Origin of the sequence: Mycolicibacterium smegmatis, from assembly GCF_001457595.1 — a bacterium.
In the GTDB taxonomy this organism is placed as follows: domain Bacteria; phylum Actinomycetota; class Actinomycetes; order Mycobacteriales; family Mycobacteriaceae; genus Mycobacterium; species Mycobacterium smegmatis.
This window is the reverse complement of the sequence record NZ_LN831039.1, coordinates 6,027,288-6,049,500: the sequence shown is the minus strand read 5'-3', so window position 1 is coordinate 6,049,500 and position 22,213 is coordinate 6,027,288. Positions and strand designations below refer to the sequence as shown.

At 62.0% G+C, this 22,213-nt stretch carries 18 protein-coding genes; 12 read left to right on the top strand and 6 right to left on the bottom strand.

Annotated features, from left to right (window positions below):
* Positions 1–18: 18 nt before the first annotated feature.
* Positions 19–1,047, top strand: coding sequence for an NAD-dependent epimerase/dehydratase family protein (locus AT701_RS29225; RefSeq protein ID WP_011730942.1), 1,029 nt, complete (start codon positions 19–21; stop codon positions 1,045–1,047).
* Here the strand turns inward: AT701_RS29225 and rfbC are convergent.
* Positions 1,031–1,585 (bottom strand): dTDP-4-dehydrorhamnose 3,5-epimerase, encoded by a 555-nt coding sequence (rfbC, locus tag AT701_RS29220; protein ID WP_011730941.1) that lies wholly within the window; start codon positions 1,583–1,585, stop codon positions 1,031–1,033. The genes AT701_RS29225 and rfbC overlap by 17 nt on opposite strands.
* A 14-nt stretch (positions 1,586–1,599) precedes the next feature.
* On the opposite strand from rfbC, the gene AT701_RS29215 reads away from it, so the two are divergent.
* The gene (locus AT701_RS29215) at positions 1,600–2,673 is read left to right on the top strand and encodes a class I SAM-dependent methyltransferase (protein WP_058127095.1); all 1,074 of its coding nucleotides are present in this window, start codon (positions 1,600–1,602) and stop codon (positions 2,671–2,673) included.
* Between the two features lie 559 nt (positions 2,674–3,232).
* Here AT701_RS29215 and AT701_RS34435 read toward each other — a convergent pair.
* A complete protein-coding gene (locus tag AT701_RS34435) occupies positions 3,233–3,481 on the bottom strand; it encodes a hypothetical protein (protein ID WP_162139565.1) in 249 nt (82 codons plus the stop codon).
* Positions 3,482–3,580: 99 nt separating this feature from the next.
* Here AT701_RS34435 and AT701_RS29210 point away from each other — a divergent pair, with 99 nt between their 5' ends.
* Positions 3,581–4,198: a hypothetical protein gene (locus tag AT701_RS29210; RefSeq protein ID WP_162139564.1), complete on the top strand. Its 618-nt coding sequence runs from the start codon at positions 3,581–3,583 to the stop codon at positions 4,196–4,198.
* Positions 4,199–4,247: 49 nt separating this feature from the next.
* Here the strand turns inward: AT701_RS29210 and AT701_RS29205 are convergent, their stop codons facing one another.
* Together AT701_RS29205 and AT701_RS29200 are read right to left on the bottom strand one after the other, a co-directional pair.
* Positions 4,248–4,910: a hypothetical protein gene (locus tag AT701_RS29205; RefSeq protein WP_014878513.1), complete on the bottom strand. Its 663-nt coding sequence runs from the start codon at positions 4,908–4,910 to the stop codon at positions 4,248–4,250.
* An 88-nt stretch (positions 4,911–4,998) separates the two neighbouring features.
* Positions 4,999–6,375, bottom strand: a complete 1,377-nt coding sequence (locus AT701_RS29200) for a glutamate-1-semialdehyde 2,1-aminomutase (RefSeq protein ID WP_058127094.1) — start codon at positions 6,373–6,375, stop codon at positions 4,999–5,001.
* Between the two features lie 316 nt (positions 6,376–6,691).
* On the opposite strand from AT701_RS29200, the gene AT701_RS29195 reads away from it, so the two are divergent.
* From AT701_RS29195 to AT701_RS29180, 4 genes are all read left to right on the top strand, one after another.
* Positions 6,692–7,861 carry a glycosyltransferase family protein gene (locus tag AT701_RS29195; protein WP_223495843.1) on the top strand — a complete coding sequence of 390 codons (1,170 nt, stop codon included), beginning with the start codon at positions 6,692–6,694 and terminating at the stop codon, positions 7,859–7,861.
* A 241-nt stretch (positions 7,862–8,102) separates the two neighbouring features.
* Complete coding sequence (locus AT701_RS29190; RefSeq protein WP_162139563.1) at positions 8,103–9,497, top strand: oligosaccharide flippase family protein; 1,395 nt, start codon at positions 8,103–8,105, stop codon at positions 9,495–9,497.
* A 396-nt stretch (positions 9,498–9,893) separates the two neighbouring features.
* The gene (locus tag AT701_RS35990; RefSeq protein WP_228100261.1) at positions 9,894–11,552 is read left to right on the top strand and encodes a GMC oxidoreductase; all 1,659 of its coding nucleotides are present in this window, start codon (positions 9,894–9,896) and stop codon (positions 11,550–11,552) included.
* 52 nt (positions 11,553–11,604) lie between these two features.
* A complete protein-coding gene (locus AT701_RS29180; protein ID WP_011730931.1) occupies positions 11,605–12,369 on the top strand; it encodes an SDR family NAD(P)-dependent oxidoreductase in 765 nt (254 codons plus the stop codon).
* A 26-nt stretch (positions 12,370–12,395) separates the two neighbouring features.
* Here the strand turns inward: AT701_RS29180 and AT701_RS29175 are convergent, their stop codons facing one another.
* On the bottom strand, positions 12,396–13,928 hold the full coding sequence (locus tag AT701_RS29175; protein ID WP_011730930.1) for a hypothetical protein: 1,533 nt from the start codon (positions 13,926–13,928) through the stop codon (positions 12,396–12,398).
* A gap of 451 nt (positions 13,929–14,379) precedes the next feature.
* On the opposite strand from AT701_RS29175, the gene AT701_RS29170 reads away from it, so the two are divergent.
* From AT701_RS29170 to AT701_RS29150, 5 genes are all read left to right on the top strand, one after another.
* Entirely contained in the window at positions 14,380–15,684 is a 1,305-nt protein-coding gene (locus tag AT701_RS29170) for a glycosyltransferase family 4 protein (RefSeq protein ID WP_223495841.1), read from the top strand.
* A gap of 338 nt (positions 15,685–16,022) precedes the next feature.
* Positions 16,023–18,029 (top strand): GNAT family N-acetyltransferase, encoded by a 2,007-nt coding sequence (locus tag AT701_RS29165; protein ID WP_233031976.1) that lies wholly within the window; start codon positions 16,023–16,025, stop codon positions 18,027–18,029.
* 107 nt (positions 18,030–18,136) lie between these two features.
* A complete protein-coding gene (locus AT701_RS29160; protein ID WP_223495837.1) occupies positions 18,137–18,793 on the top strand; it encodes a polysaccharide deacetylase family protein in 657 nt (218 codons plus the stop codon).
* Complete coding sequence (locus AT701_RS29155) at positions 18,793–19,734, top strand: glycosyltransferase family 2 protein (protein ID WP_011730926.1); 942 nt, start codon at positions 18,793–18,795, stop codon at positions 19,732–19,734. Before AT701_RS29160 ends, AT701_RS29155 begins: the two co-directional genes overlap by 1 nt.
* Positions 19,731–20,840 carry a GNAT family N-acetyltransferase gene (locus AT701_RS29150; protein WP_014878505.1) on the top strand — a complete coding sequence of 370 codons (1,110 nt, stop codon included), beginning with the start codon at positions 19,731–19,733 and terminating at the stop codon, positions 20,838–20,840. Before AT701_RS29155 ends, AT701_RS29150 begins: the two co-directional genes overlap by 4 nt.
* On the opposite strand, the gene AT701_RS29145 is transcribed toward AT701_RS29150, so the two are convergent.
* The gene (locus tag AT701_RS29145; RefSeq protein WP_014878504.1) at positions 20,803–22,212 is read right to left on the bottom strand and encodes an O-antigen ligase family protein; all 1,410 of its coding nucleotides are present in this window, start codon (positions 22,210–22,212) and stop codon (positions 20,803–20,805) included. The genes AT701_RS29150 and AT701_RS29145 overlap by 38 nt on opposite strands.
* Between the last annotated feature and the right edge of the window lies 1 nt (position 22,213).

Here is a 22,213-nt window from a genome sequence, read left to right as displayed (position 1 = left end):
GATTAGGGAGCAATGGAAATGAGAGTATTGGTCACCGGCCATCAGGGGTATCTGGGCACCGTCATGGTGCCGATCCTGCAACTCGCCGGACATGATGTCACAGGCCTGGACACCGGCTTCTTCGCTGATTGTGTCCTCGGCCCGGAGCCGGCGGACCCGCCGGCGATACAGGTGGACCTCAGGGACGTGACGGTGGAACAGCTGGCGGGCTTCGACGCAGTCATCCACCTCGCGGCGTTGTCCAACGATCCACTCGGCGCGCTGGCGCCTCAGATCACCTACGAGATAAACCACCTTGCCTCGGTACGGTTGGCTCGTCTGGCGAAGTCCGCCGGTGTCCGGAGGTTCCTCTACGCGTCGACCTGCTCGGTGTACGGGTCGGCCGGCGATGATCTGGTCAATGAAGACGCCCCGTTGCGACCTCTGACCCCGTACGCGGAAAGCAAGGTGCGAGTCGAAGATGACGTCGCGGAGATGGCGGACGACTCATTCACCCCGGTGTTCCTCCGGAATGCCACCGCCTTCGGGTTCTCGCCGCGCCTGCGCGCGGACATTGTGCTCAACAACCTGGTCGGGCACGGGTTCCTCACCGGAGAAGTCCGGGTGTTGTCGGACGGCACTCCCTGGCGACCGCTTGTCCACGCACGCGACATAGCAGCCGCGTTCCTGCTGGCTCTGGAAGCGCCGGCCAAAAAGGTGCACTGTGCGGCCTACAACGTCGGCAGCGAGTCGAACAATTTGACGGTGGCCGAGATCGCGCAGGCGGTAGTCGACGTGGTTCCTGGTTCCGAGCTGATGATCACAGGTGAGACGGGCGCTGACCCGCGTTCGTACCGCGTGGACTTCTCGAAGGTTCGCGAAGAACTGGGATTCGAGGCGAAGTGGTCGATTCCGGACGGCGCCGCCGAGCTTTACAAGGAATACGACGCGGCCGGGCTGACTGCCGTGGCGTTCGTGAAGAAGTTCACCCGGCTGGCCCACCTGGAGGAACTGCGGGACTACGGCGTCATCGACAAGACCCTGAGGAGGGTCAGGACATATGCCTGATCAGGTCGGACCAGCTTCCGGCACCGGCGTCTCGCGGGGAGACCATCGTGACCGGTAGCGGCCAGTCGATCCCGAGGTCGGGGTCGTTGTAGGCAACGGCGAGATCCTCGGATGGATCGTGGGGGCGGTCGATCCGGTAGCACACATCGGCGATGGCCGTCAGAGCCTGAAAACCATGAAGAAAACCGGGGGGCACGTACAGATGCCGAAAATCCTTATCGTCAAGCAGAAATGCCTGTTGGCGGCCGAAGGTGGGGGAGTCCGGGCGAATGTCGACAAGGACGTCGTGCACGGCGCCGTGGGCGCAACGCACGAGCTTGGCTTCGCCTCGTTCGGAGCGGCCGTGCATGCCCCGCACGACGCCCTGCGACGAACGGGACTGGGAGTCCTGGACGAACGACGCCGAGACGCCGGGTCGGCCGAGGTGGTCGTCGAAGATGTGGGCGTCGAACGTCCGGGTGAACAGTCCGCGCTCATCGCGGAACGGCTCCGGAACGAGAACCAGCACGTCGGCGAGGTCTGCACCTTCGATACGCACATGGAGATGCTGTCATGAATGCGTGCCGAGGATGCGGGAAAACGGATCTCACCAGGGTCCTTGATCTCGGAAAGGTTCCGGCGTCAGACCACTTTCCTCTTGTCACCGCGCCAGTCAGCTCTGAAGAGACATCGCATCCACTGGCGATGGACATGTGTGGTTCATGCGGACTTGCGCAACTCGCCGACGACGACACGGTTTCCGACGAGCCCCGCGGGGTGGAACCCCAGGCGCTCAAGGATCAGGCAGCGGCGGCGGTCGCAATGGTGGACGTCGCGGGCTGGCTCAGAGGGAGCACGGTCCTCGAATTCGGCAGTCCGCACGGCGGCACGTGGCTTCCGTGGCTCACAGACCGCGGTTTCACCGCTGTGCACTCGCAGGCGGATGTGGTGCTCGACTGCTTCGGCATCATGCACGAATCCGACCAGCGCCGCGCCTTCGAAGAGCGTGCCCGACAGATCCGGCCAGGCGGAGTCCTGCTGCTGCAGTACCACTCGATCATGACGATCGTCCGGGAAGGGCAGTGGAATGCGCTGCGGCACGGTCACTTCGCGTACTACTCCCTGAGTGCGCTCGTGCGGCTCCTCGGCGAGGTCGGACTTCGCGTGGCCACGGCGTGGGAGTTCGACCTGTACGGCGGAACAGTGCTCCTGGCGGCGGTTCCGGAGGACGTCGACGGTGACGCCGTGGTCGCGCGCATCCTGAAGAGTGAGGACGAGTTCGGCATATCCGATCCGGCGGTCGTCGCCGCCCTGCAGCGGCGGGCCGATCTCCACGTAAACGACCTGAGGAGCTGGCTCGAGGCGGAATCCTCCGCTGGCCGCACTGTCTTCGCATACGGCGCCGCGTCACGGGCGGTGGCGCTGTTCAGCCGGGCGGGACTCGACTCGCGGTTGGTCGCGGCGGTCGCGGACGCGGCGCCTGCCAAGCTGGGCCGTCGCATGCCGGGTACCGACATTCCGATCGTCTCGCCGGATGAACTGCTCGCCGCGAACCCGGACAGTGTGTTGCTGACCGTGCCCGATCTCCTCGGCGAGGTGTCCAGCCGTTATCCGGAGCTCGACGGACGTTGGAAGGTGGACAGATAGTGATAAACCACCGACCGCGAATTCGAACCGCTGTCCAGCCGGTCCGACATGAGAAAGGATCGGGAGGACTTTGACGCGATGCGCGAAACTGCCGAGAAGTCAGGTCTCGGCATCGCTCAGAAAAATACACACCGCGGCAGGTGATCTGAATTGAGAGTGTTTCGCAGCGCCAACGATTGATGCGCGATTATGCCTTTTTGTCGTCGACTGCCCGAGCATGCCGTGGATCTGCTGACGGCGTGACCGATCGCGTGATTCTTGCCGGAAGTGCCCATGAAGGGCGCAAGGGCATGTCAGCTTCGATGTTCGGGCGACGCAACTCGTTGCCTGCAACAGGCATAAGCCGCAACCAGCGAAGGCTGTGTGTCAGCGTACAACTTGCTGTGTAACTCGCGAATATGTCGGAAATTGAGAAAATCTCGGCGCATTCTGATTTCGGCGACGCCCATAAATTAATCATCTGAATAAAAGCCCTGTCAAATAGATCTATCAACTTCGCGGGCCAAATGACCCGGTGCACTCTGGAAGGGTCCAGATGTTAAAGACAATCGAGAAGCGTTCAAATGTTGATCGCCCACTCCGCGTCGGTGAACTCGTCGAGATCAGATCGTTGGCGGAAATCGTCGCAACGCTTGATGCCGATGGTCGCCTCGACGGCATGCCGTTCATGCCAGAGATGGCAGCCTTCTGCGGCCGGCGTGCAACCGTGGCCAAGAGTGCGCACAAGACCTGTGACGGGCATGGGCACATTCGATGGCTCGATGATTCCGTACACCTGGAAGGCCTTCATTGCGATGGTTCTGCCCATGGTGGGTGCCAGGCGAGATGCCTGATGTATTGGAAGGATGCTTGGCTCAAGCGAGTCGCCGACGACGATGCCCCTCCGACCCCTCGTTCAGACGCCGATGTGGAGCTGCTCAACCGTCTCGGCAGGACCAGACGAGAGGCCGCGGACGGGGTGGTGCGCTACACGTGCCAGGCCACTGAGGTGAACGTTTTCACCCGCCCGCTGCCGATCGGCGAACTGCAGCAGTACTTCTGGGACGTAGCGTCCGGAAACTACTCGATATGGGCATTCGTGCGGATCATGACCGAGGCAGTCATCAACCGCTACCAGCGGATAAGCGCAGAGCATCTACCTCCGGTGTTTCGTGTGTGTGGTGGGCGCCGACTCCGCGAGATACGGGGCCGCGGGGTCCGCACTCCGAGAGCGACACTCGACCTGAAGGTCGGCGAAAGGGTGCGCATTCGTTCGCGCCGCGAGATCGAAGCAACTCTGGACCAACACAACAAAAATCGTGGTCTGCTGTTCGATGCTGAGGATGCGACGTGGTGCGGGTCATCCACCACGGTGGTTGACCGAGTACACCGGTTTGTCGATGACGAGACGGGTCGGATGGTCGAGATCAAATCTGACTGCGTGATGCTCGACGGCGCCGGGTGCCGGGGCGAGTACTGGAGGATGTGCTCTCGGGGGTTGCCCACCTATTGGCGTGAGATCTGGTTGGAGCGCGAAGCTGACTGAGCGAGTGCGGCGTTGACGATCAGATCCTGATCTCGTACTCATCAGGAGCTCAGCGGACGGCGATGAGCGATTTGGTCAATCCCATCACCCGCTCCTTGAGAAGCGTTGAGCCAGGGAAATAGTCGCGCATCTCAGCAGCGCTCAGGAGTTCCGTCCACAGAACGGCATCGAGCGCCTCGTTGGTCGTGGAGGGCCTGGTATGCGCCAGAGGCCAGCGTTTGGCGACTTGCGTTCGTGCGGCGACAGGCATGAACTGCATGCCGGGGAACAGCCAGTGGGGCTCAACCGGGAAGTATCGGTAAGGTGTCTGCACCCAGTGCCTCGGTGCGAGTTTCCTGATCTCCGTGGCCAGTTCGCAACGACGTGCGTGCCCTCCGACATGCTCGATCAGCGAGTTCGAGAAAACAACGTCGAACTCTGTGGGCGAGTCGGCCCCGGCCAATGCGGCTGTGGCCCTGCAGGCGTCACCTTTGAGGGTGACGATTCTGCCGTCGTCCGACTCGCCGGGCTCGAACAGGTTCAACACCGTTATCTTCCTGGGCCGGACTGGTGATCGGTGCCAGGTTTCCGCGGTTCCACCGAGGTCCAGGAGATTCATGTCTTCGATGTCCGGAAATGTCTTGAGAAACAGCTCCCAGCGCTTTATGCGTGCCTTTGCGCCCAGGGAATTGGGTGAGTCGACAAAAACCTGCCGCAGTCGAGTGGCAATCACAAGTCCCCCTCAAAATTGCTTTGGACCTCCCCCCGAGGTCGATGAACCAACGCTACGCCGCAAAACGGCAGTGTTACGGCGATGACGGTCACTGAGACGCGGAAGTCTGTGTCAGTCCAGCCGTTGACTCGATCCGGCGCGGGGCGGCGTACTGCCGAATGGCGGGTGCGACCGGCCGCCCTTCAAGAAGGCCATCGACCGAACCGCGTTCGACCGCAAGCTTGTAAGCCGGTAGTGCACCGCTGACCGCAGTGATCGTTTGTTCGATATCGCGATCGGTATGTGCCGCAGATGTCACGAAAGACTGACCCAGCACACCCCGTTTGAGCAGTTCCTGAAGGAAGAGGGTGCGATACGCCTGCGATGGAACGCGGCCGGCGTCGCGGGTGATGAACGTCAAGCAGGATGGCCGGCCCGCGACCTGCACGAAATCGGCCAAGCCTGCCTCGTCGACGGCAGCCTTGACACCCGCGGCCAGCAGACGGCCGGCCTGCTCCATTCTGCTGATCGGATCGTTCTCGATGTACTCTCGGACCACCGCTCGGAATGCGGCCAGCGAGCCCCTTTCGGGACCATGGGTTGTGGATAGCAGGAACACTCGCTCGCGGTCTGTTCGCAGGCCGCCGAGTTCCATGAATTCCCGCTTGCCGGCAAGCGCCGAAATGGGAAATCCGTTGCCCATCGCCTTGCCCCAGCACGACAGGTCGGGTTCGATCCCGTAGACGGTCTGCGCGCCGTGTTCGGACCAGCGGAAGCCCGTGATCATTTCGTCGATCACGAGCAGTGCACCGTGTTTGTCGCACAACCGCCGTACACCTTCGAGGAAACCCGCCGCAGGTTCGGTGGTTGATGTTGCGGCTTCAAGGATCACGCATGCGATGTCGTGTGTCGTGAGGACCGAGGCGAGTGAATCGAGGTCGTTGTACTCGAAGAGCACAGTTGAACGGTTGGATTGGGGTATTCCGCCGCTCATTTCGGTTGTGCCGATGAACCAGTCGTCGGTCGAGAAAAAGGGTTGGTGGCACGCTGCGACCGTGGCCCTGCCCGTGACGGCTCGAGCCAACCGGACAGCCGCTGTGGTGACATCGGACCCGTTCTTGGCGAACTTGACCATTTCGGCCGCTGGAATGAGGTCCAGGAACTCCTCAGCGGCGTCCAGCTCGAGGGTGGTCGGTCGGCTGAAGTTCACACCGTCGGCGATCGCTGAGCAGACGGCTTCGATGACCGGCCGGAATCCGTGACCAAGGGTCACTGACCGCAATCCCATGCCGTACTCGATGTACTCGTTGCCGTCGGCGTCCCACACGTGGCAGCCGTGGCCGTGGGTCAGCACGGGCGTCATGAACTCTGGGTACTGATCGGAGCCACGCGAGTATGTGTGCGCACCACCGGGTACTACGTGGTGCAGCTTCGTCTGGAGCTCGCAGGATTTTTCGAATGATCGAACTGCCGGAATGTGCGGCATTGGCGTTCTCCGTGAATAGGCCTGGTAATCCGTGTAGTGTACGTCGCGTCAAGGTTTGCGGGGAGAGTAACGACCGGCGCGATCTTCAGTAGTTGCAGGAAGTATGGGGATCCGGCTGGTTCGCTAGAGGTTTCAAGATCGAGTGGTCTGCCGGCGATCAGGAAGTTTCACCGACAACACGAGGAACCGAGTCCGACCGCTGATCCTGGTGACAGTGGAATAGGGATGTCGAGGGCCCGTTTCGTCGAGCCTGGTACGGACCGAGAATAGGGTGATCGAGAAAGTAGTGCAGGGGATGCGGCCATACCGATTCGCCATGAAAGCTCCGGATGCGCGTGTTCTTATCGTCTCCAACAGGGATATCGCCCCGGTGGTGTCTCGCAGTGGGTTGTACGAATTCGAAGATCTTGTGGGTGCAGTAGATGCCGTCGACCTGGTCGCGCCGCAGGAGACCCCGGATCCAGCAGATGCCCGCAGTCCGGTGCGCCACGTCGGTCGCACGTTACAGCGGCTGGGCGCAAAGGCATTTCGTCGTCTGTCGGTGACATTGGAGGAGATGGCTCCGCTGATCGTGCGTCGGCCGCCTCCGCCGGGGATTGCGCACGATTACGAGATTCTTTTCGTGAGCAATCAGTCGGCGAGTGACCTGTACAACGTTGGTCCGTGCGCGATGTGGCGTTCCAGGGCACGGGTTTCGATGTGTTACATCGATGAGATATACCCTTCTGATGTCGCCGGTTTGGGCAACTTACTCAACATTCTCAAGAACTTCGATCACATCTTTGTGTCTGTGAGGGACGCTGTGGCTCCACTTGCCTCGGCGACCGGTCGGCCATGTCATTTCCTCGCCCCGTCCGTCGACACGCTTGAGTTCTGCCCATATCCGGCAGCGCGCGAGCGGGTCATCGACTTCTATGCAATGGGTAAGCGGCCGCCCGAGACGCACAAGGCACTGCTCCGTATGGCTGAGCAGGGAGACTGGTACTACGTGTATGACACGTTGACGAACTGTCCGGTGACCAGTAATGCCGAACACCGACGCCGATTGGCAGAGATGTTGAAGCGCACCCGGTTTTTTCTCGCGACCGCCGTCAGGCACTACAACCCAGAGCGGACCAGGGGCAATCAAGAGTTGGGGTTGCGCTATTTCGAAGGCGCAGCCGCCGGGACTGTGCTCATCGGGGATGCCCCCCACAACGAATCTTTCACACAGAACTTCGGCTGGAAGGATTCGGTGATACCGCTGGAATTCAATTCCGGTGACATCGCAGACGTCATCGCGGAACTTGAGGAAGATCCCGAGCGCGTCGAGCGGATCCGCAGGGCCAACGTCGCGAACTCGCTTCGGCGACACGACCACGTGCACCGGTGGGCGGAGATCCTTTCCATCGCAGGCCTGGTGGAGACACCGAACATGCAGACGCGCCGGCGTCGACTGGAGGAACTTGCACTGTCCGTCGAGCAAAAGATGCGCGAGTTTCGGTGACTGCACTGCGAACGAATCTGAGCTGTCTTGTTGCCGATCGACGCACCGGCGGCACCCGGTATTGTCACCGGAGGCCTACGGCCGCTGAGAATGCGGGGCGGTGATGTCGAGCCCGGGCGGCCGCTCCGACAAATCGGAAGCTCTTGATCCCGAGGATCTCCCGGGTGCAGAGGCGCCTGTTGAGCCCCTCGGGAGATCGGCGGCAGCCGGAACCCTGTGGTTGACAGCTGCCCAATGGCTGATGCGTTTGACCGGCCTCGCCACCATCGCCATCCTCACGCGCCTGCTGACGCCTGAGGACTTCGGGGTGGTCGCGGCAGCGATGACGGTCACGCCCTTCCTGCTGTTACTTGCCGACCTAGGGCTGTCCACCTATGTACTTCAGGTCAAAAGGGCCGATCAGCGACTGCTGAGCACAGCATTCTGGTACTCGCTGACGATGGCGATCGTACTGATGGCAGCGGTGGCCGCGTTTGCGCCGGTGATCGCGTCCTTGTTCGATCTACCAAAGGCTGCACCCGTGTTACGTGGCTGCTCACTCGCGGCCGGGTTCATCATCCTCTGCTCGGTCCCGGCAGCGCTACTGCGGCGGGAGATGCGGTTTCGCGCGCTCTCGCTCCAGTGGTTGGCTTCTGCAGTCATCGCGCAGGTGGTTGCTGTCGTCCTCGCTTTCCGCGGCGCAGGTGCATGGGCGCTGGTGAGTCAGCTGGTGATCGCCGAGGCGATCAGCTGTGTCTTGGTGTGGCAGGCGGCGCGTTGGCGTCCGACGCTCCAGTTCTCGAAGTCAGAGTTTTTCGATATGGCGAAATTCGGAAACAAGGTCATCGCTGCCGATGTGATCGTGGCCATGAGACCTGCGGCAGAGGCAGCGATCATCTCGACCGTCCTCGGACCGGCCGCGCTCGGGTTCCTGAGCATCGCGCAGCGGCTGGTTCAGGTGACACAGGACCTCGGTGGAAAGGCCCTGGTCCCGGTTTCCACGGTCGTCTTCGCCAAGGTCCGCGAGTCTCCGGAGCGATTGCAGTCGGCATATCTGAAGGCCTTGGGTATCGCCTATGCCGCCGTATCTCCACTGATGACAGTGGTCGTGGTCGGCGGCACACTGGTTGTCCCACTTCTCTTCGGGCAAGGATGGGACCACAGCGTTCCGGTGGCACAAGCGCTCTCTCTGGCGGCCATTCTGACCCTCGGCGCGATCATCGATCAACGCCTGCACTACGGAATCGGCAGGCCAGGTCGCTGGCTGGTGTATGCCGGGTGCATCGGTGCGGTCGAGATAGCAGTGACAGCGCTGGTGGCCCATAACGGTTTGAACTGGGTGGCGATCGGATTTGTCTCAGTTGCATTCGTGGCGACAGTCATCCGGTGGGTCTTGGTCGGTCGGCTACTGGATATCCCGCCGCGGACACTCGCAAGGGTCTTCGCCGCGGCATCGGTAGCTGTCGCCGGTTCAGCTGGGGCAGGTCTACTTGTTCTCTCCCTCACCGGAGGATGGGCGCCGGCGTGGTCCCTGGCAGCTGTCATGGTCGCTGTCGGTGTGGTTCATATCGGCATCGTCCGTGTTGTCTCACCTGACGTGTATCGCACCGTGAGGTCATTGGTGCACCGAGCTCCTGAACTAGACGAATCGCTCTGACGGGCAGAGGGGCTCACTCCGCTGTCGATCGCTGGCGGCATCGGACGGGGTGCTCCACGTCCAGGCCAAGAACTTCTCTCCGATCACCCTTATGACGCCTACGTGCAGTTCCAGCAATCTACGGAGCAAGATCATTATGTATGGCCGACGCATCGACAACTGTCCCGAAATCGACTGGTCGGCGGCCGCTATTACACGTGCTTCACTGCGTATTCGGTGCCTGACGTGTAGTCACGGTTTGGGGAAAACGCTGTCAAAAACCTTGAAACGCGCCACACTGATTTCGTGGCAGAGCAATCTGCTGGCGGTTGATGTGGGTCCATCAATCGATTCGACCGCGGGCCATCAGGGGGCGTGACGTGACGGTGATACGGAATTTGCGGGAAGCCGGAACAGATGGTGTGCCCGAAGTGGGTTTTTTCAACGGGCATGGTTCAGTCGATGAGCACTGACCAGATGACTGACGAACTCGATGTGATCGTCGTAGGGGCTGGGTTGGCGGGCAGCGTCGCAGCGCTCACGGTGGCCCGGGCGGGATACTCGGTAGGGGTCATCGAATGCGGCCCTCCGCGGTCGCAGAACCGCGACCCCGCTCCAGGGAAGATGCGAAGGGCCATCGCCAGGCTGGCTGGGCGCACTCTGCCCCGGCCCGGGCGGTGGCCTGTCCCGTTGATGCGGGACAGAGGTGGTGGTCGGCCGGCAAAAGCCATGGCAGCAGTGCTGGGCTTCGGTCCAGGGGGCTCATCCACCGTCTACGGCGCCGCGCTGTCGCGATACCGCCGGTCGGATTTCACGGCGATGCGGCCGCCTGGTGCTCTGCCTCGCGAATGGCCGATCGACTACGACGATTTCCGACCCTTCTATGCCCGGACAGAGAAGTTGCTACGGGTTGCCGGCGCGCCGGACCCGCTGGACCCTGATGACGACGCGGTACTGAGGTCACCGCCGCCGCTTGGCCCACGCGATGCGGCGTTGGTGAAGGCCATGCAGGCGGCCGGCCTTCATCCCTACCGGCTGCACGTCGGAATCGACTATCTACCAGGGTGTTCCGAATGTCTGGGTGACGCCTGCCCGCGAGCCTGCAAGGCGGATGGGAACAACCGGGCATTGCAACAGGCGGTGGCGTCCGGTGCGTCCGTATTCTGCGACGAAACCGTGGTCCGGCTGGAACCGTTGTCCGGGCAGCTACAGGTCATCAGCCGAGAGGGTGGCCCCGCAGCAACGAGCGGTGTCCTGCGTAAGCGACTGGCGCGTAACGTGATCCTCGCAGCGGGTGCATTGAACACGCCTCTCCTTCTGGCGCGATCAAGCGGATTGTGGCGCGACGGAACCGCTCCGCCACTACTGGGACGCGGTTTGATGTTCCACATAACCGACATACTCGGCCTTCGGGCTCCGAGTGATGTTCCCAACTACGGCCCCCAGAAGACATTGGCCATCCGCGACCTTTACGAAGTCGGCGAGGTCCAGTCGATGGCGATGCGGGTGGGGACAGCTCCGATCGCGTCCTACCTACGCGCCGAGGCTGAACGCCTTGGACTCGGATGGCTCGGCGGCGGATTGGAAGCACTTCGTATTCCCGCCGCTGTCGCGGCGAGGTTCCTGGGCAAGGCAGCTACCTTCGCCACGGTCCAGGAGGACTACGCATATGAGGCAAATCGTGTGTGGGAGGATCCGAGTCATCCGGAACGAATCTGCTTCCGGTACGAGGTGCCGGACGAGCTCCGAGAGCGATCGGCGCGGGGTCGGCGCATCATTCGCGATCGCCTCCGGCACCTCCGGCCGTTCTTCTTGAGCCCGTTGGCGACTCCGAATTTGGGTCATCCGATGGGGACCTGCCGGATGGGTAATGATCCGGCTGTATCGGTCACCGACGCCCAGGGACGGGTCTGGGGTCTGCCCAATGTGGTGGTCGCTGACGCCGCGACGTTACCAACCTCAGGTTCGACAAACCCCGCCCTGACTGTCTCTGCGAATGCTCTGCGTATCGCCGAGTCGCTGGTGAACCGAATGAATGAGGCTGCGCTGGAACCGAGTCCGCATCATGCCGAATGACTCATCGCTCGGACCCGCGGTCACCAGTGTTGTCTGTGCTGCCGTCGAATCAATGCCGGAACATCGGTTCCAGGTAGCGGTGGTGACCGGCGGAGGAGGCGGTATCGGTCGCGCGGTTGCACGCGGGCTTGCGTCAGCGGGCTACTGTGTAGCCATCCTCGGGCGCTGTATGGAAGACCTGGCGGAGGCCGCGAGAGACCACGCCCACATCGCGCCGTTCTGCCTAGACGTGGGGGACGCCGCACGCAGCGCCGCTGTCTTCGCCGAAGTCGAACGACGAATGGGTCCGGTGGACATACTGGTTGCGAACGCAGCCGTATACCCGAAGGTTCACTTCCTGGACCAGAGCCCAGCGGATTTCGAAGAGACTTTCCGGACCAACGTTCATGGTGTGGCGAATGCCGTGCGCGCAGTGCTTCCGGGCATGCTGTCGAGGAACGCCGGCCGGGTGATCGTTCTCGGTTCACTCGCGGATCAGAGCCCGTTGGCCGGTGCGTGCTCGTACTCGGCATCCAAGGGGGCGTTACATGCGTTGGTACGTGGAATCGCTGCCGAGATAGACCGAGTCCGGTATCCGAATGTCTTGGTCAACGAGTTCAACCCCGGCCAGACCCGGACCGCGATGAGTGACGGCGGACAGCCACCGGAAGCCGTGTATCCATTGATCCAAGCGCTGATCGATCTGCCACCAGGCGGTGCCCACGGGCGGATGTTCGTAATGGACCGAGAAGTACGCTCGAACGAGCGCCTCAGTCGCGCGATTCTGCGTAGAGCCGGCATCGGCCCCAGGCTCACGAGGCTCGAGCGCCACGGATAGGGGCATCGGTCCACGACGGACCTGCGTCACGTGGCAGGGTTCGACACCCACTTCATGTCATCGCTTTCGTTGACATCCCATTTGAGATTGGTGGGGCCGTCGGGTTGAGCCGGGACGCTGCCGCGATGGAGGTCCCAGAACGCATCGACGAACGGGTCGAACGTGGTGGTCTCTTCCGGCGGTCGTTCGTACCCTTGCCTGTCGGCGGCATAGATGTCGTCCTTCCGCATCCAGTCGTCGATGTTGTCGAAGAACGCATTGTGGTTCCACTCGGCTTTCGCGCTCATCAGCATCGCGGCGAGGCCTTGGGCGACCCAGGCGCGTACAGTGCAGCAGATCCGATAGTCTTCGGAGGTCTGATCCCACTCGTCCCAATCGCTGGGAGGCTTCTCCTGGTAGGGCTGCCTCGGGCCGTGGTGCCACACCATCTGCCACAGCGGGTGTTGGCCGTACCAACCCTGACCGTAATATGTCTGGGCATCCTCGTGAAAAACGGTGGTTCGAGGCTCTGGTATGAAGGACGGCTCGCCGAGCATCAATCCGGCGAACAACACCGGCCATTTGCGTCCACTGGTGATCCCTCCACCTTCGTTGTAGACCGCACCGAGCCGGATCATGCCCTGAAGGTCGATGCCGTACTGCACGAGGCCGTAGAGCAGGCGTTGCTTCTGCTCCTGCGGTGCATCGGTATTGAGCAGAAGTGATGCGGCACCAACGATACGGGCGATCTCTCGCCCGTACGCGGGCTGATTCTCGACCGGGAACAGGTACTGGCCCTCCCACGCCCCGTTGAGGTGGTCCAACCACGGGCGTTCGAAATAGCGCTCATACTCCGAGAACGAGGGGACAGGGTATTTCGTGGCATCTATGGGCAGGTTCTGTAGGAGGTCCCATCTCAGGTCGGAGGCGCGAAAGATCTCCTTGTCGGCCCCTACGTAGGTCGGTCGGAAGGCGTCCGCGGGTGGTGCCTCGGCCAAGCTTGTCAGAACTGCCGCGGTTTTCATCACGTTGGGAGTCTGCTTCTCAGACGACCACATCAGGTCTGCATACATCGATGTGTTCGGTGTGGAGACCTCGCTGATCGAAGAGATGAGTGAGCGATCGACCTCGAGCTCGTAGGGAAAGGTGACCGACGAATTCGGGTCATAGGTGGTCCCACGGGAGTCGTAACCCTGTGACGGGCCGAGGTCCATGACGACCATCGAACCGTTGCGTCGTTCAGGATTGTCTTGCAGGCCGGTGTCGTCCCACTGATTGACGCTGAGATCGATGACTTCGTCAGGTGGTGCCGGCCCGGGTTCAGGGGTCACCGAAACCACTTTCACCGGGCCCACCACCCACCAGTCTCCGTTGACGAACTGGCCGACTTGATATTCACGGTCGAACTTCCAGGTGATGCCGTACTGGCTGATCTCACTTGCGAGCTGTTCGGTCGTGCGCGCTCGGCAGGAGACCAGTGCGGTGGGAGCGACAAGCAACAGGATTGTTGCAATGCTGCCGAGCTTGCGTCGCCAGGCTGATCTCGTGCCGATCCGGTGGTGCGGCTGCTCAACTGACATCGGCACATCTCCGACCGCACCGACCGGGCGTGTAATCCAGTACCTGGCACCTCACGTTGGGAACCGCACCAGCGAAACAGTCGTCTGGTCTATCGGTCTCATTGTGCGATGCGTTTACGTTCTGATAGCTGGGCCGGTTCATAGGAAATCCAATGTTGTTGTCGCCCGCCGCCCGGGTGTGTGTCGGAGTGGCTCACTGCCAGGCGCCGGCCAAGGCGTACGGGAATTCTCGGTTCGATCCGGTGTTGCGCCCACCGCCTCTGGGCGAGGCTGATCGGGATGCCAGCGAGTGTAGATCGTTTAGCTGCATCCGAACAGCAAAGTGGAGTAATCCAGCGTGTGAACACAGCAGAGTGAACTGAGTTTCTTTGCGGAGTGGAACATTCGTGAAATTCGCGTCCGCTTCCTCAGTGCCCACCCCAGTCGGCAGGCGCGCAACTACCCTCAAAGGGTGGCCCAGCGAGCGGTGAGAGTGGCGATTCTCGGGATCAACTATGCCCCTGAGCCGACCGGGATCGCTCCTTATACGACCGGTTTGGCCAAAGGCCTGATCGATCGCGGCCATGATGTCCGCGTGTTGACCGGTTTTCCGCACTACCCGCAATGGAGGCGCGACAAGACCCGGTCGGGGTTCCGCTCGAACGAACAGATCGACGGTGTTCCCGTGTTCCGACTCAGTCATCCGGTGCCGCAACGACTCTCCTGGCGAGGACGTGCGGCGATGGAGATCACCTTCGGATTGCAGTTGATGACGTCTCGATGGGGTCGGCCGGAGGTCGTGGTGTGTGTGACACCGCCCTTGCTCGCCGCCACGATGGCGGCTGTCCGTGCGCGGGTGAGTTGGCCACGGCCTGCCATCGGAATGGTGGTGCAGGATCTGTACAGCCGCGGTGTCACGGAAACAGGGGCGGCGTCGGGGCTTTCTGCGTCCGCGATCAGCCACATCGAATCATCTGCTCTCAGGCTCGCTGATGGTGTTGCTGTCATCCACCCAGGGTTCGCTTCCCAGCTTTCCGGCCATCTCGGAGTGCAGGCACACAGGATTCGTGTGATCAGAAATTGGACCCATGTGCCGTCCCCGGATCCGATGTCCAGCGAAGCCTTTCGCGCTTCGCACGGGTGGGGATCTGACGAACTCATCATTCTTCACGCCGGGAACATGGGCTTCAAGCAGGGACTGGAGAACGTGATCGCCGCCGCCGAGTTGGCCGGTCGTGCCGATCAGCGGGTCCGGTTCGTACTCCTGGGAGACGGTAACCAGCGTGTGCATCTGCAATCAATGGCTTCAGGTATTCGCGCGATCGACTTCCTTTCGCCTGTCAGTGACGAGGACTTTCCGGCAGCGCTCGGCGCCGCCGACGTACTGTTGGTGAACGAACGCCCCGGCGTTGCGCAGATGGCCGTGCCGAGCAAGCTCACCTCCTACTTTCGCGCCGGCAAACCGATCCTGGCCGCGACCGACGAGCACGGATTTGCCGCCCGGGAAATCCGTGCGGCGCGTGCCGGCGTTCTGGTGGATCCGAATCGGCCGGATCTGCTCGTGCAGGAGGCACTCCGACTAGGTCAGGACCGTTCGCGTGCTGCGCAACTGGGTGAGGCAGGCGGGAGGTACTGCGACGAAGTTCTGTCTGCTGCTGCGGCGATCGACAGCTATGAAGATTGGATCGTCGGCCTGGCCGAGTCGATTCGGCGCGCGGGTGGCGGGAAGTCGGGGAAGTCGGATGCCGGTGCCAACGCGAGATCTCAGAATGCATGATCGAACCTGCAGATGGCGGCTTGTGATCGGTCAGCTGGGCGTCACGTTGCGCCATCGTCGTGCGTGTGCACGGGTACCCTACGTCCAGACGGATCGTTCTCTAATCAAGCAAACCCTTGGGAGTTTGCCACAGTCGGCATAAGATCTGCCAAACTAGTGGATGTGCGCTACGGCTTCATGGGTGCGTGTGTCGAGGGAGGGCGACATGGGGGATTGGCGAGCCCGTGGTTAGCGTTATGCCGCAGCCCGGGAATTTTTTGAATACTGCTCCACTGAAACAGATTTCAGGTCCGCGACGGCGAGGGGCGGTGATAATCCCTGCTTACAACGAAGCCGCAGTGATCGAGCGGACGTTGTATCCGTTGAGTGAGGCGGCGGCCGGAGGATTCATCGAACTGATCGTGGTGTGCAACGGCTGCTCCGACGCCACCGCCGATGTGGCGCGAAGCATCCCCGGTGCCAAAGTCTTGGAACTGGTCGAGGGTTCGAAACCAGCTGCGCTCAACGCCGGAGATGAGGCTGCCACGCTCTGGCCCCGGCTGTACCTGGACGCAGATATCCAGATTTCTGCTGGTGCGGTTCTGGCAGTGCTCGATCGGCTGGCACGCGGCGATGTCCTGGCGGCGCGGCCAGACTGCACATATGACACGGACGGCGCCAGCGCGGTCGTCCGGTGTTATTACCGTACCCGCCAGCGGCTTCCACAGCACAAGACGGCGATGTGGGGCGCCGGGGCGTACGGCCTCAGTGCGGAAGGACACGAGCGGTTCGGCGCTTTTCCGATGGTGACCGGTGACGATTTCTTCGTCGACAACCAATTCGCCTCGCACGAAAAGGTCGTGGTACCGACCGAGCCGTCGGTGGTGAGGACGCCCGCCGATGCCAAGAGCTTGCTGGCGATCTTGCGACGGAGTTACAGAGGTAAAGTCGAACTGTCATCGGTCGACAGGCGCGGGTTGTTCGAGCGTCTGCGCGGAACGGGCGCGCACACAGCAGTCGCCGTTGTGCGGGCAGTTGACGGGCCTCGCTCTGCGGCCGACGCGTGTGTGTACCTCGGTATGGCGCTGACAAAACGATTCGCCGTTGGCACGTCTCAAACTTGGGCGAGGGACGAGAGCAGCCGAGCGTGCAGCCGAGAAGACGTTCCCGATCGGAATCGTAACTCCACTCTGAGTGTCGAGATCCTCGGCTCCGTGGATGATCTCGACAGTGTCCGCTTCGAGTGGGACGACTTCGTCGAACATTCCGGCAGCGACATCTACTTCACAGTCGACTGGTTACAGGCATGGTGGGCACACTATGGCCGACAGCGCAACTTCGTCGGTCTGCTTGTCAGAGATCGCGGGAGCTTGGTCGGTGCTCTACCCTTCTGTGTCCATCGGGTTTGGGCGGGACCGGTTCCGGTGCGGTTGGGCAGTTTGGTCGGCGCCGATTCGACACTGCCGGTGTTCACGCCGGCGATCGCGCCTGGCCATGAAGAGGCGGTTGTGCATGCCGCGATCGAAAGGATTCTCGCGACGGGGTGCGACGCAGTGAGCTTCTCACCGCTTTCGGGGCTCTCACCTGTGGCCGCGGCGGTGGAGCACACAGCGGAGCACGCGTCGCTCAAGATTTTGCGGTCGGACAGCCACGGGCCCCACGCGGTATTCAACCTCCCGAAGACCTTCGACGAGTACCTCCTCGGTCTCAGCAGTGCACAGCGCAAAGCTCATCGGCGAAACCTGCGGAAGCTGAACGACCGGTACGCCCTCTCGTTCCGGACGATCAGCGGGGAAGAAGCCATCGGGTACTTCGACGGTTTCACAGATCTGCACGCATCGTGCTGGCGTCGGCGGGGCAAGCTCGGTCACTTCGGTGACTGGCCGGGCAGCGAGGAGTTCAATCGCGAACTCGTCTCACGGATGTCATCCTCGGGACGGGCTCGGTTCTACGAGATCACGGGAGACGGACAGGTATTGGCGATCGAATACGGTTTCATTCTCGGTGATAGATGTTACTCGCGACTCCCTGCGCGAGTTGACGACCCGGCTCTGGAATCGATGGGCCTGGGCCGGTTGAGTATGGTGGAGAAATTCCGGGTTCTCATCGAAGGCGGGATCAGAACGGTCGAGAGCGGTCCTGGCCATTACGACCACAAGGTCCTGCTGGGTGCCGAGGAACATCCGCTACATCGCTTGGTGGTGAGTCGGGATTCGGGATTGTCGCGCTGGCGTGGTGAGCTTTTGATCCTCTGGGCAGATCTTCTCAATCTGGTCTACTACCGCGTCTGGTTTCTCAAGCTTCGTCGAAAGTTGCGGCTGCCGCCGCGACCTCTCTGGCGACCGTGGATACAGACCCGTGTGTGAATCGGGCATCGACATCCGGCAGCAGTCGGTCGACATACACGAGTGAGTCGGGGGTTGTCTTGTTGTCCGTACGTTCTTCTCATGATGCAGATGTCAGGCGCGCATCGGTGTGCAACATCACCGTCCACGGGATCGGCGCGACCGACCGTGAGTTGGATCCGGGGGAACATCTCACCTGGGTCAGTGTCGCGCAGTTCGAGCAGGTCCTCGACGCGGTTTCAGGCCGATCGGACGTTCGGATCACGTTCGATGACGGAAACGCATCTGATGTGAAGGTCGCGTTGCCGCGACTGGTCGAGCGAAACATCACCGCGGAGTTTTTCTTGCTCGCAGGTGAATTGGGAAAGCTCGGGCGAGTGGACGACACCGGAGTCCGAGAACTTCTGGATGCAGGTATGTCGATCGGTTCTCATGGTTGGGCGCACCGTGATTGGCGGCGTATCGACGACGCGCAGGCCCACGAGGAATTCGAAGACGCTCACGAGAGGCTGAGCGCCGTCACCGGCAGTTCCGTGTCACGGGTGGCGATCCCGTTCGGTTCTTATGACCGCCACGTGCTGCGGAGGCTGCGGGACGCCGGCGTTACCCGCGTTTACACCAGTGACGGTGGGCGGGCCCGACCGGAAGCCTGGCTGCAGGCCAGGACCAGTCTGCGTCACGACATAGATGCGGACTGGATATACCGGTTGCTCGATCCACACACACCGCTTGTCCTGTCAGCGCGTAACAGCGCCGCGCGAGCGGTCAAGCGTTGGAGGGGCTGATGGCGCAAGACGGCGTATCGGCGCGCACCCGGCCCGCGGCGCGCGTGGCAGTGGTGATCGTGACTTACAACAGCGCCGATGTCCTCGGTGAGTGTTTGCACGCGCTGGCGGACGAGGGAACACCGTTGGCAGCTGTGGTCGTTGCCGACAATGCGTCCAAAGATGAGACATGCGAGATCGCCGGGAGGTTCGCTGATCTCGACGTGACAGTTGTCCAGACTGGGCGGAACGGGGGATACGCCGCCGGCGTGAACGCCGGTATCCAGGCTCTGGACCTGAGCGTCGTGGACGCCATCCTGGTGCTGAATGCTGATTGCCGTGTCTCGCCGAATACGTTGCAGGTACTGGCTTCAGCGCTGAACCGGACCAACTGTGGCATAGCGGTGCCGAGGTTGCGTTATCCAAACGGCGCTCAGCAATACACACTGCGCCGGAAGCCGACCGTGATCCGAGCATTGGTCGAGGCGCTGGTGCCAGGGCAACTGGCAGGGCGGCTGGGCCCTCTGGCAGAACGTGTGACCGATCCCCGGGTCTACGAGGAACCCGGGGTCACCGCGTGGGCCACGGGTGCTGCGATGATGCTCTCGGTTCGGTTGTTGCTCGACATAGGTATGTGGGACGAGTCGTTCCTGATGTACAGCGAGGAGACCGAGTACTGTCTGCGCGCGGCGGACAATGGTTGGTACACCTGGTACGAGCCCGCTGCGGTGTTCGAGCACGTCGGCGGTGTGTCCGAAACCAAGCCGATGTTCGCCTCGATGCTCACCGTCAACAAGGTGGAGCTGTTCCGACGGCGACACAATCGCCTGCACGGCGCTGCGTACCTCGCGGCTGTGGCAGTTGGGCAGGGCATTCGCGCCGCAGTGGGCCGGCCCACATCGCGTGCCTCGATTGCCGCTCTGTTGCAGCCGTCTCGCCGAATGCGGGAGCTGCCCACATGAACGGCAGGAAGCTCTTGGGTTCGACGACGTCGCGGATTGTGGGGATGGATGAGCTCAGCGACGAAGAGATCGACGCCTGGCACGCGCTCCGGGCAAGCAATCAGGCCTTGGACAGCCCATATTTCCACCCAGGGTTCGCCGCGGCGGTGCATGCTACCGGCAGACCGGTGTCGGTGGTCGTGGTCCGTGACGCGGCCGGAGCGGTGTCCGCCCTTCTCCCGGGGCACCGTGAGGGCGCAGTGTTGCATCCGGTGGGTTGGCCAGCTGCGGACTTCCAGGGACCGATATGCGGACCCGGCGAGGCACCCTCGCCGCTTGAGCTTCTGGTGGACGGCTTACGGGTTCTCACATTCGACCACTTGGTTCCTCAGAAGGCCGGTTTCGAACCATGGATCGTCTCCCGTCGGTCATCGCCGTGGATGGACATCACAGGCGGGCTGGATGGCTACCTTGATCGAGTGTCGCGAAGCGGCAGGGACAAGATGAAGGAGGCGCGGCGATGCCGGGTGAGAGCCGAACGAACCCACGGCCCGCTCCGGTTCGGTGTCGATGTCGTCGACGACGACGCCCTCGCACGTCTGATCGAATTGAAGCGCGCCCAGTATGTGAAGACAGGCAGCCGCGACTATTTCGCGAAGTCGGCTCACGTCCAGTTGATGCACAGACTGCTGCACACTCGTGGTCCTGGGTTCGGAGGTGTTCTTTCCACGGTCCATATCGGTGATCGATTGGTCGCAGCTCACTTCGGTATTCGCTCCGGTCACGTACTGCACTGGTGGTTCCCGGTCTACGATCCAGCGTTCGCACAACTGTCTCCGGGCTGGATACTGCTACGTGAGGTGATCGACGCCGCTGCCGAAATCGGCATCACGCGTATGGATCTCGGCCGAGGCGACGACGACTACAAACGTCGAGCGAAGACGGGCGAAACGGTTGTGAGTCAAGCTTTCGTCAGCAACAGTGTCACTCGACGAGTAATGCGCAGCGGACGTCAGGCGATGACAGACGCGGTGAAAAGGTCGCCCCTCGCTCCGAGCCTGCGACGGGCCCTTCACCATGTACGCGGTGTCAAGTCCTCAGGCTTTCCGCGGTCGGTGTGGACCTGAGCACGCGTCGCGCCCTTGTCGGGCGTGATGGCACTTCGACCGTATAGCCGGACCACAACAGGCCAAAAGTGATGAAGAACAGGAACGTTGCCTGTTGAAAGCCGAACAGGTCGAATGTGAAGCTGGAGACCAGCACTGCGGCGAAGATCGCCCCTAGTACGTATGCCTGGTACCGCTCTCGGGTGTTCGACGCGCATCGAAGCGCGGCGGCGATGCCGAAAATACCTCCACCTGCGAGCGCGATCATTGCCGCAACTCCCACAAGGCCGCCTTGCACGACCGCTTGAAGCCACTCGTTGTCAAGTAGACCGTAGATTTCAGGGGGCGATGCGCCCAGCCCCAATCCGAATGCCGGATGAGCGCGGAAAGTTTCCGACACCGTCGCGTAGTCTGCCGTCCTGCCGAGGACGCTGGGATCCTTGTCCGACGTGAGGATCGTCTCCCACAGTGCCTTCACGATGTTCGGGAAGGCAGTCATGTACCCGCCGATGGCGACCAGTCCGACGACGAGGCCGATTGCGATCTGCCGAACGGTGTGAGCGAGCATCAGGACCAGAAGTGCTGCGCCGAGAGCGATCACCCCGGTCCTCGAAACTCCGGTCGGTACGGTCAGGATGGCCAAACCGCACACGGCGACCGACAGTATGCGGCGATTGCGAGTCTCGGCGAAGCGTGCGAAATAGAGAGCGAGCGGAAGTGCCGACGCAGTGAGGATGGAGTACTCGATCGCGTGCTCGGAGGTGCCCAAGGCACGTTCCACACCCGCACGTTCAACCAGCGACAAGGTATCCGTGCTGATGACGAACCCGGGTGGCTGCAAGAGGAAGCGCAAGTCGACAGAAGCAACGCTCTGGAGCAGGCCCACCAGGCACACGAACGCCATTCCGAACAGGAGGCAACCCATCACGAAGTTGCGCTGCCGCGTGGTCCGGACCCGTGTGACAACGTAGAGTCCCAAACCGACATTCGCGATGAGCGCGATCAGACTTCGTGTCATGCTCGCATCGGTGGCCGCTGACCCCGGCGAGGGATCGAAATTCAGCAGTGCGACACCGTAAGTCGTGAGCCACAGGAAAAAGTAGAGCACGAGGATCAGCACACCCGGTTGGATCCTGCGGACCTTGCCCGTACGGCGGACCATCAGGAAACCGAGCACCAGCAGACCGAAGAACATCACCGCGATCATGCGCGCTGGCGAGCCGTTGCTCTTCAACGGTCCTGGAAATAGCACGTAGCTCGGTAGGAGCATCATCAGGATGCAGAGGATTCCGAGCAACCAGGGCCGGCGCCCTTCAGTCTCGACGGGTGTACTGATCAGGAATTCGGTCGAAGCGAACGGTACCGACTCGGTCGTCCTCACTGCCGTGGCCATA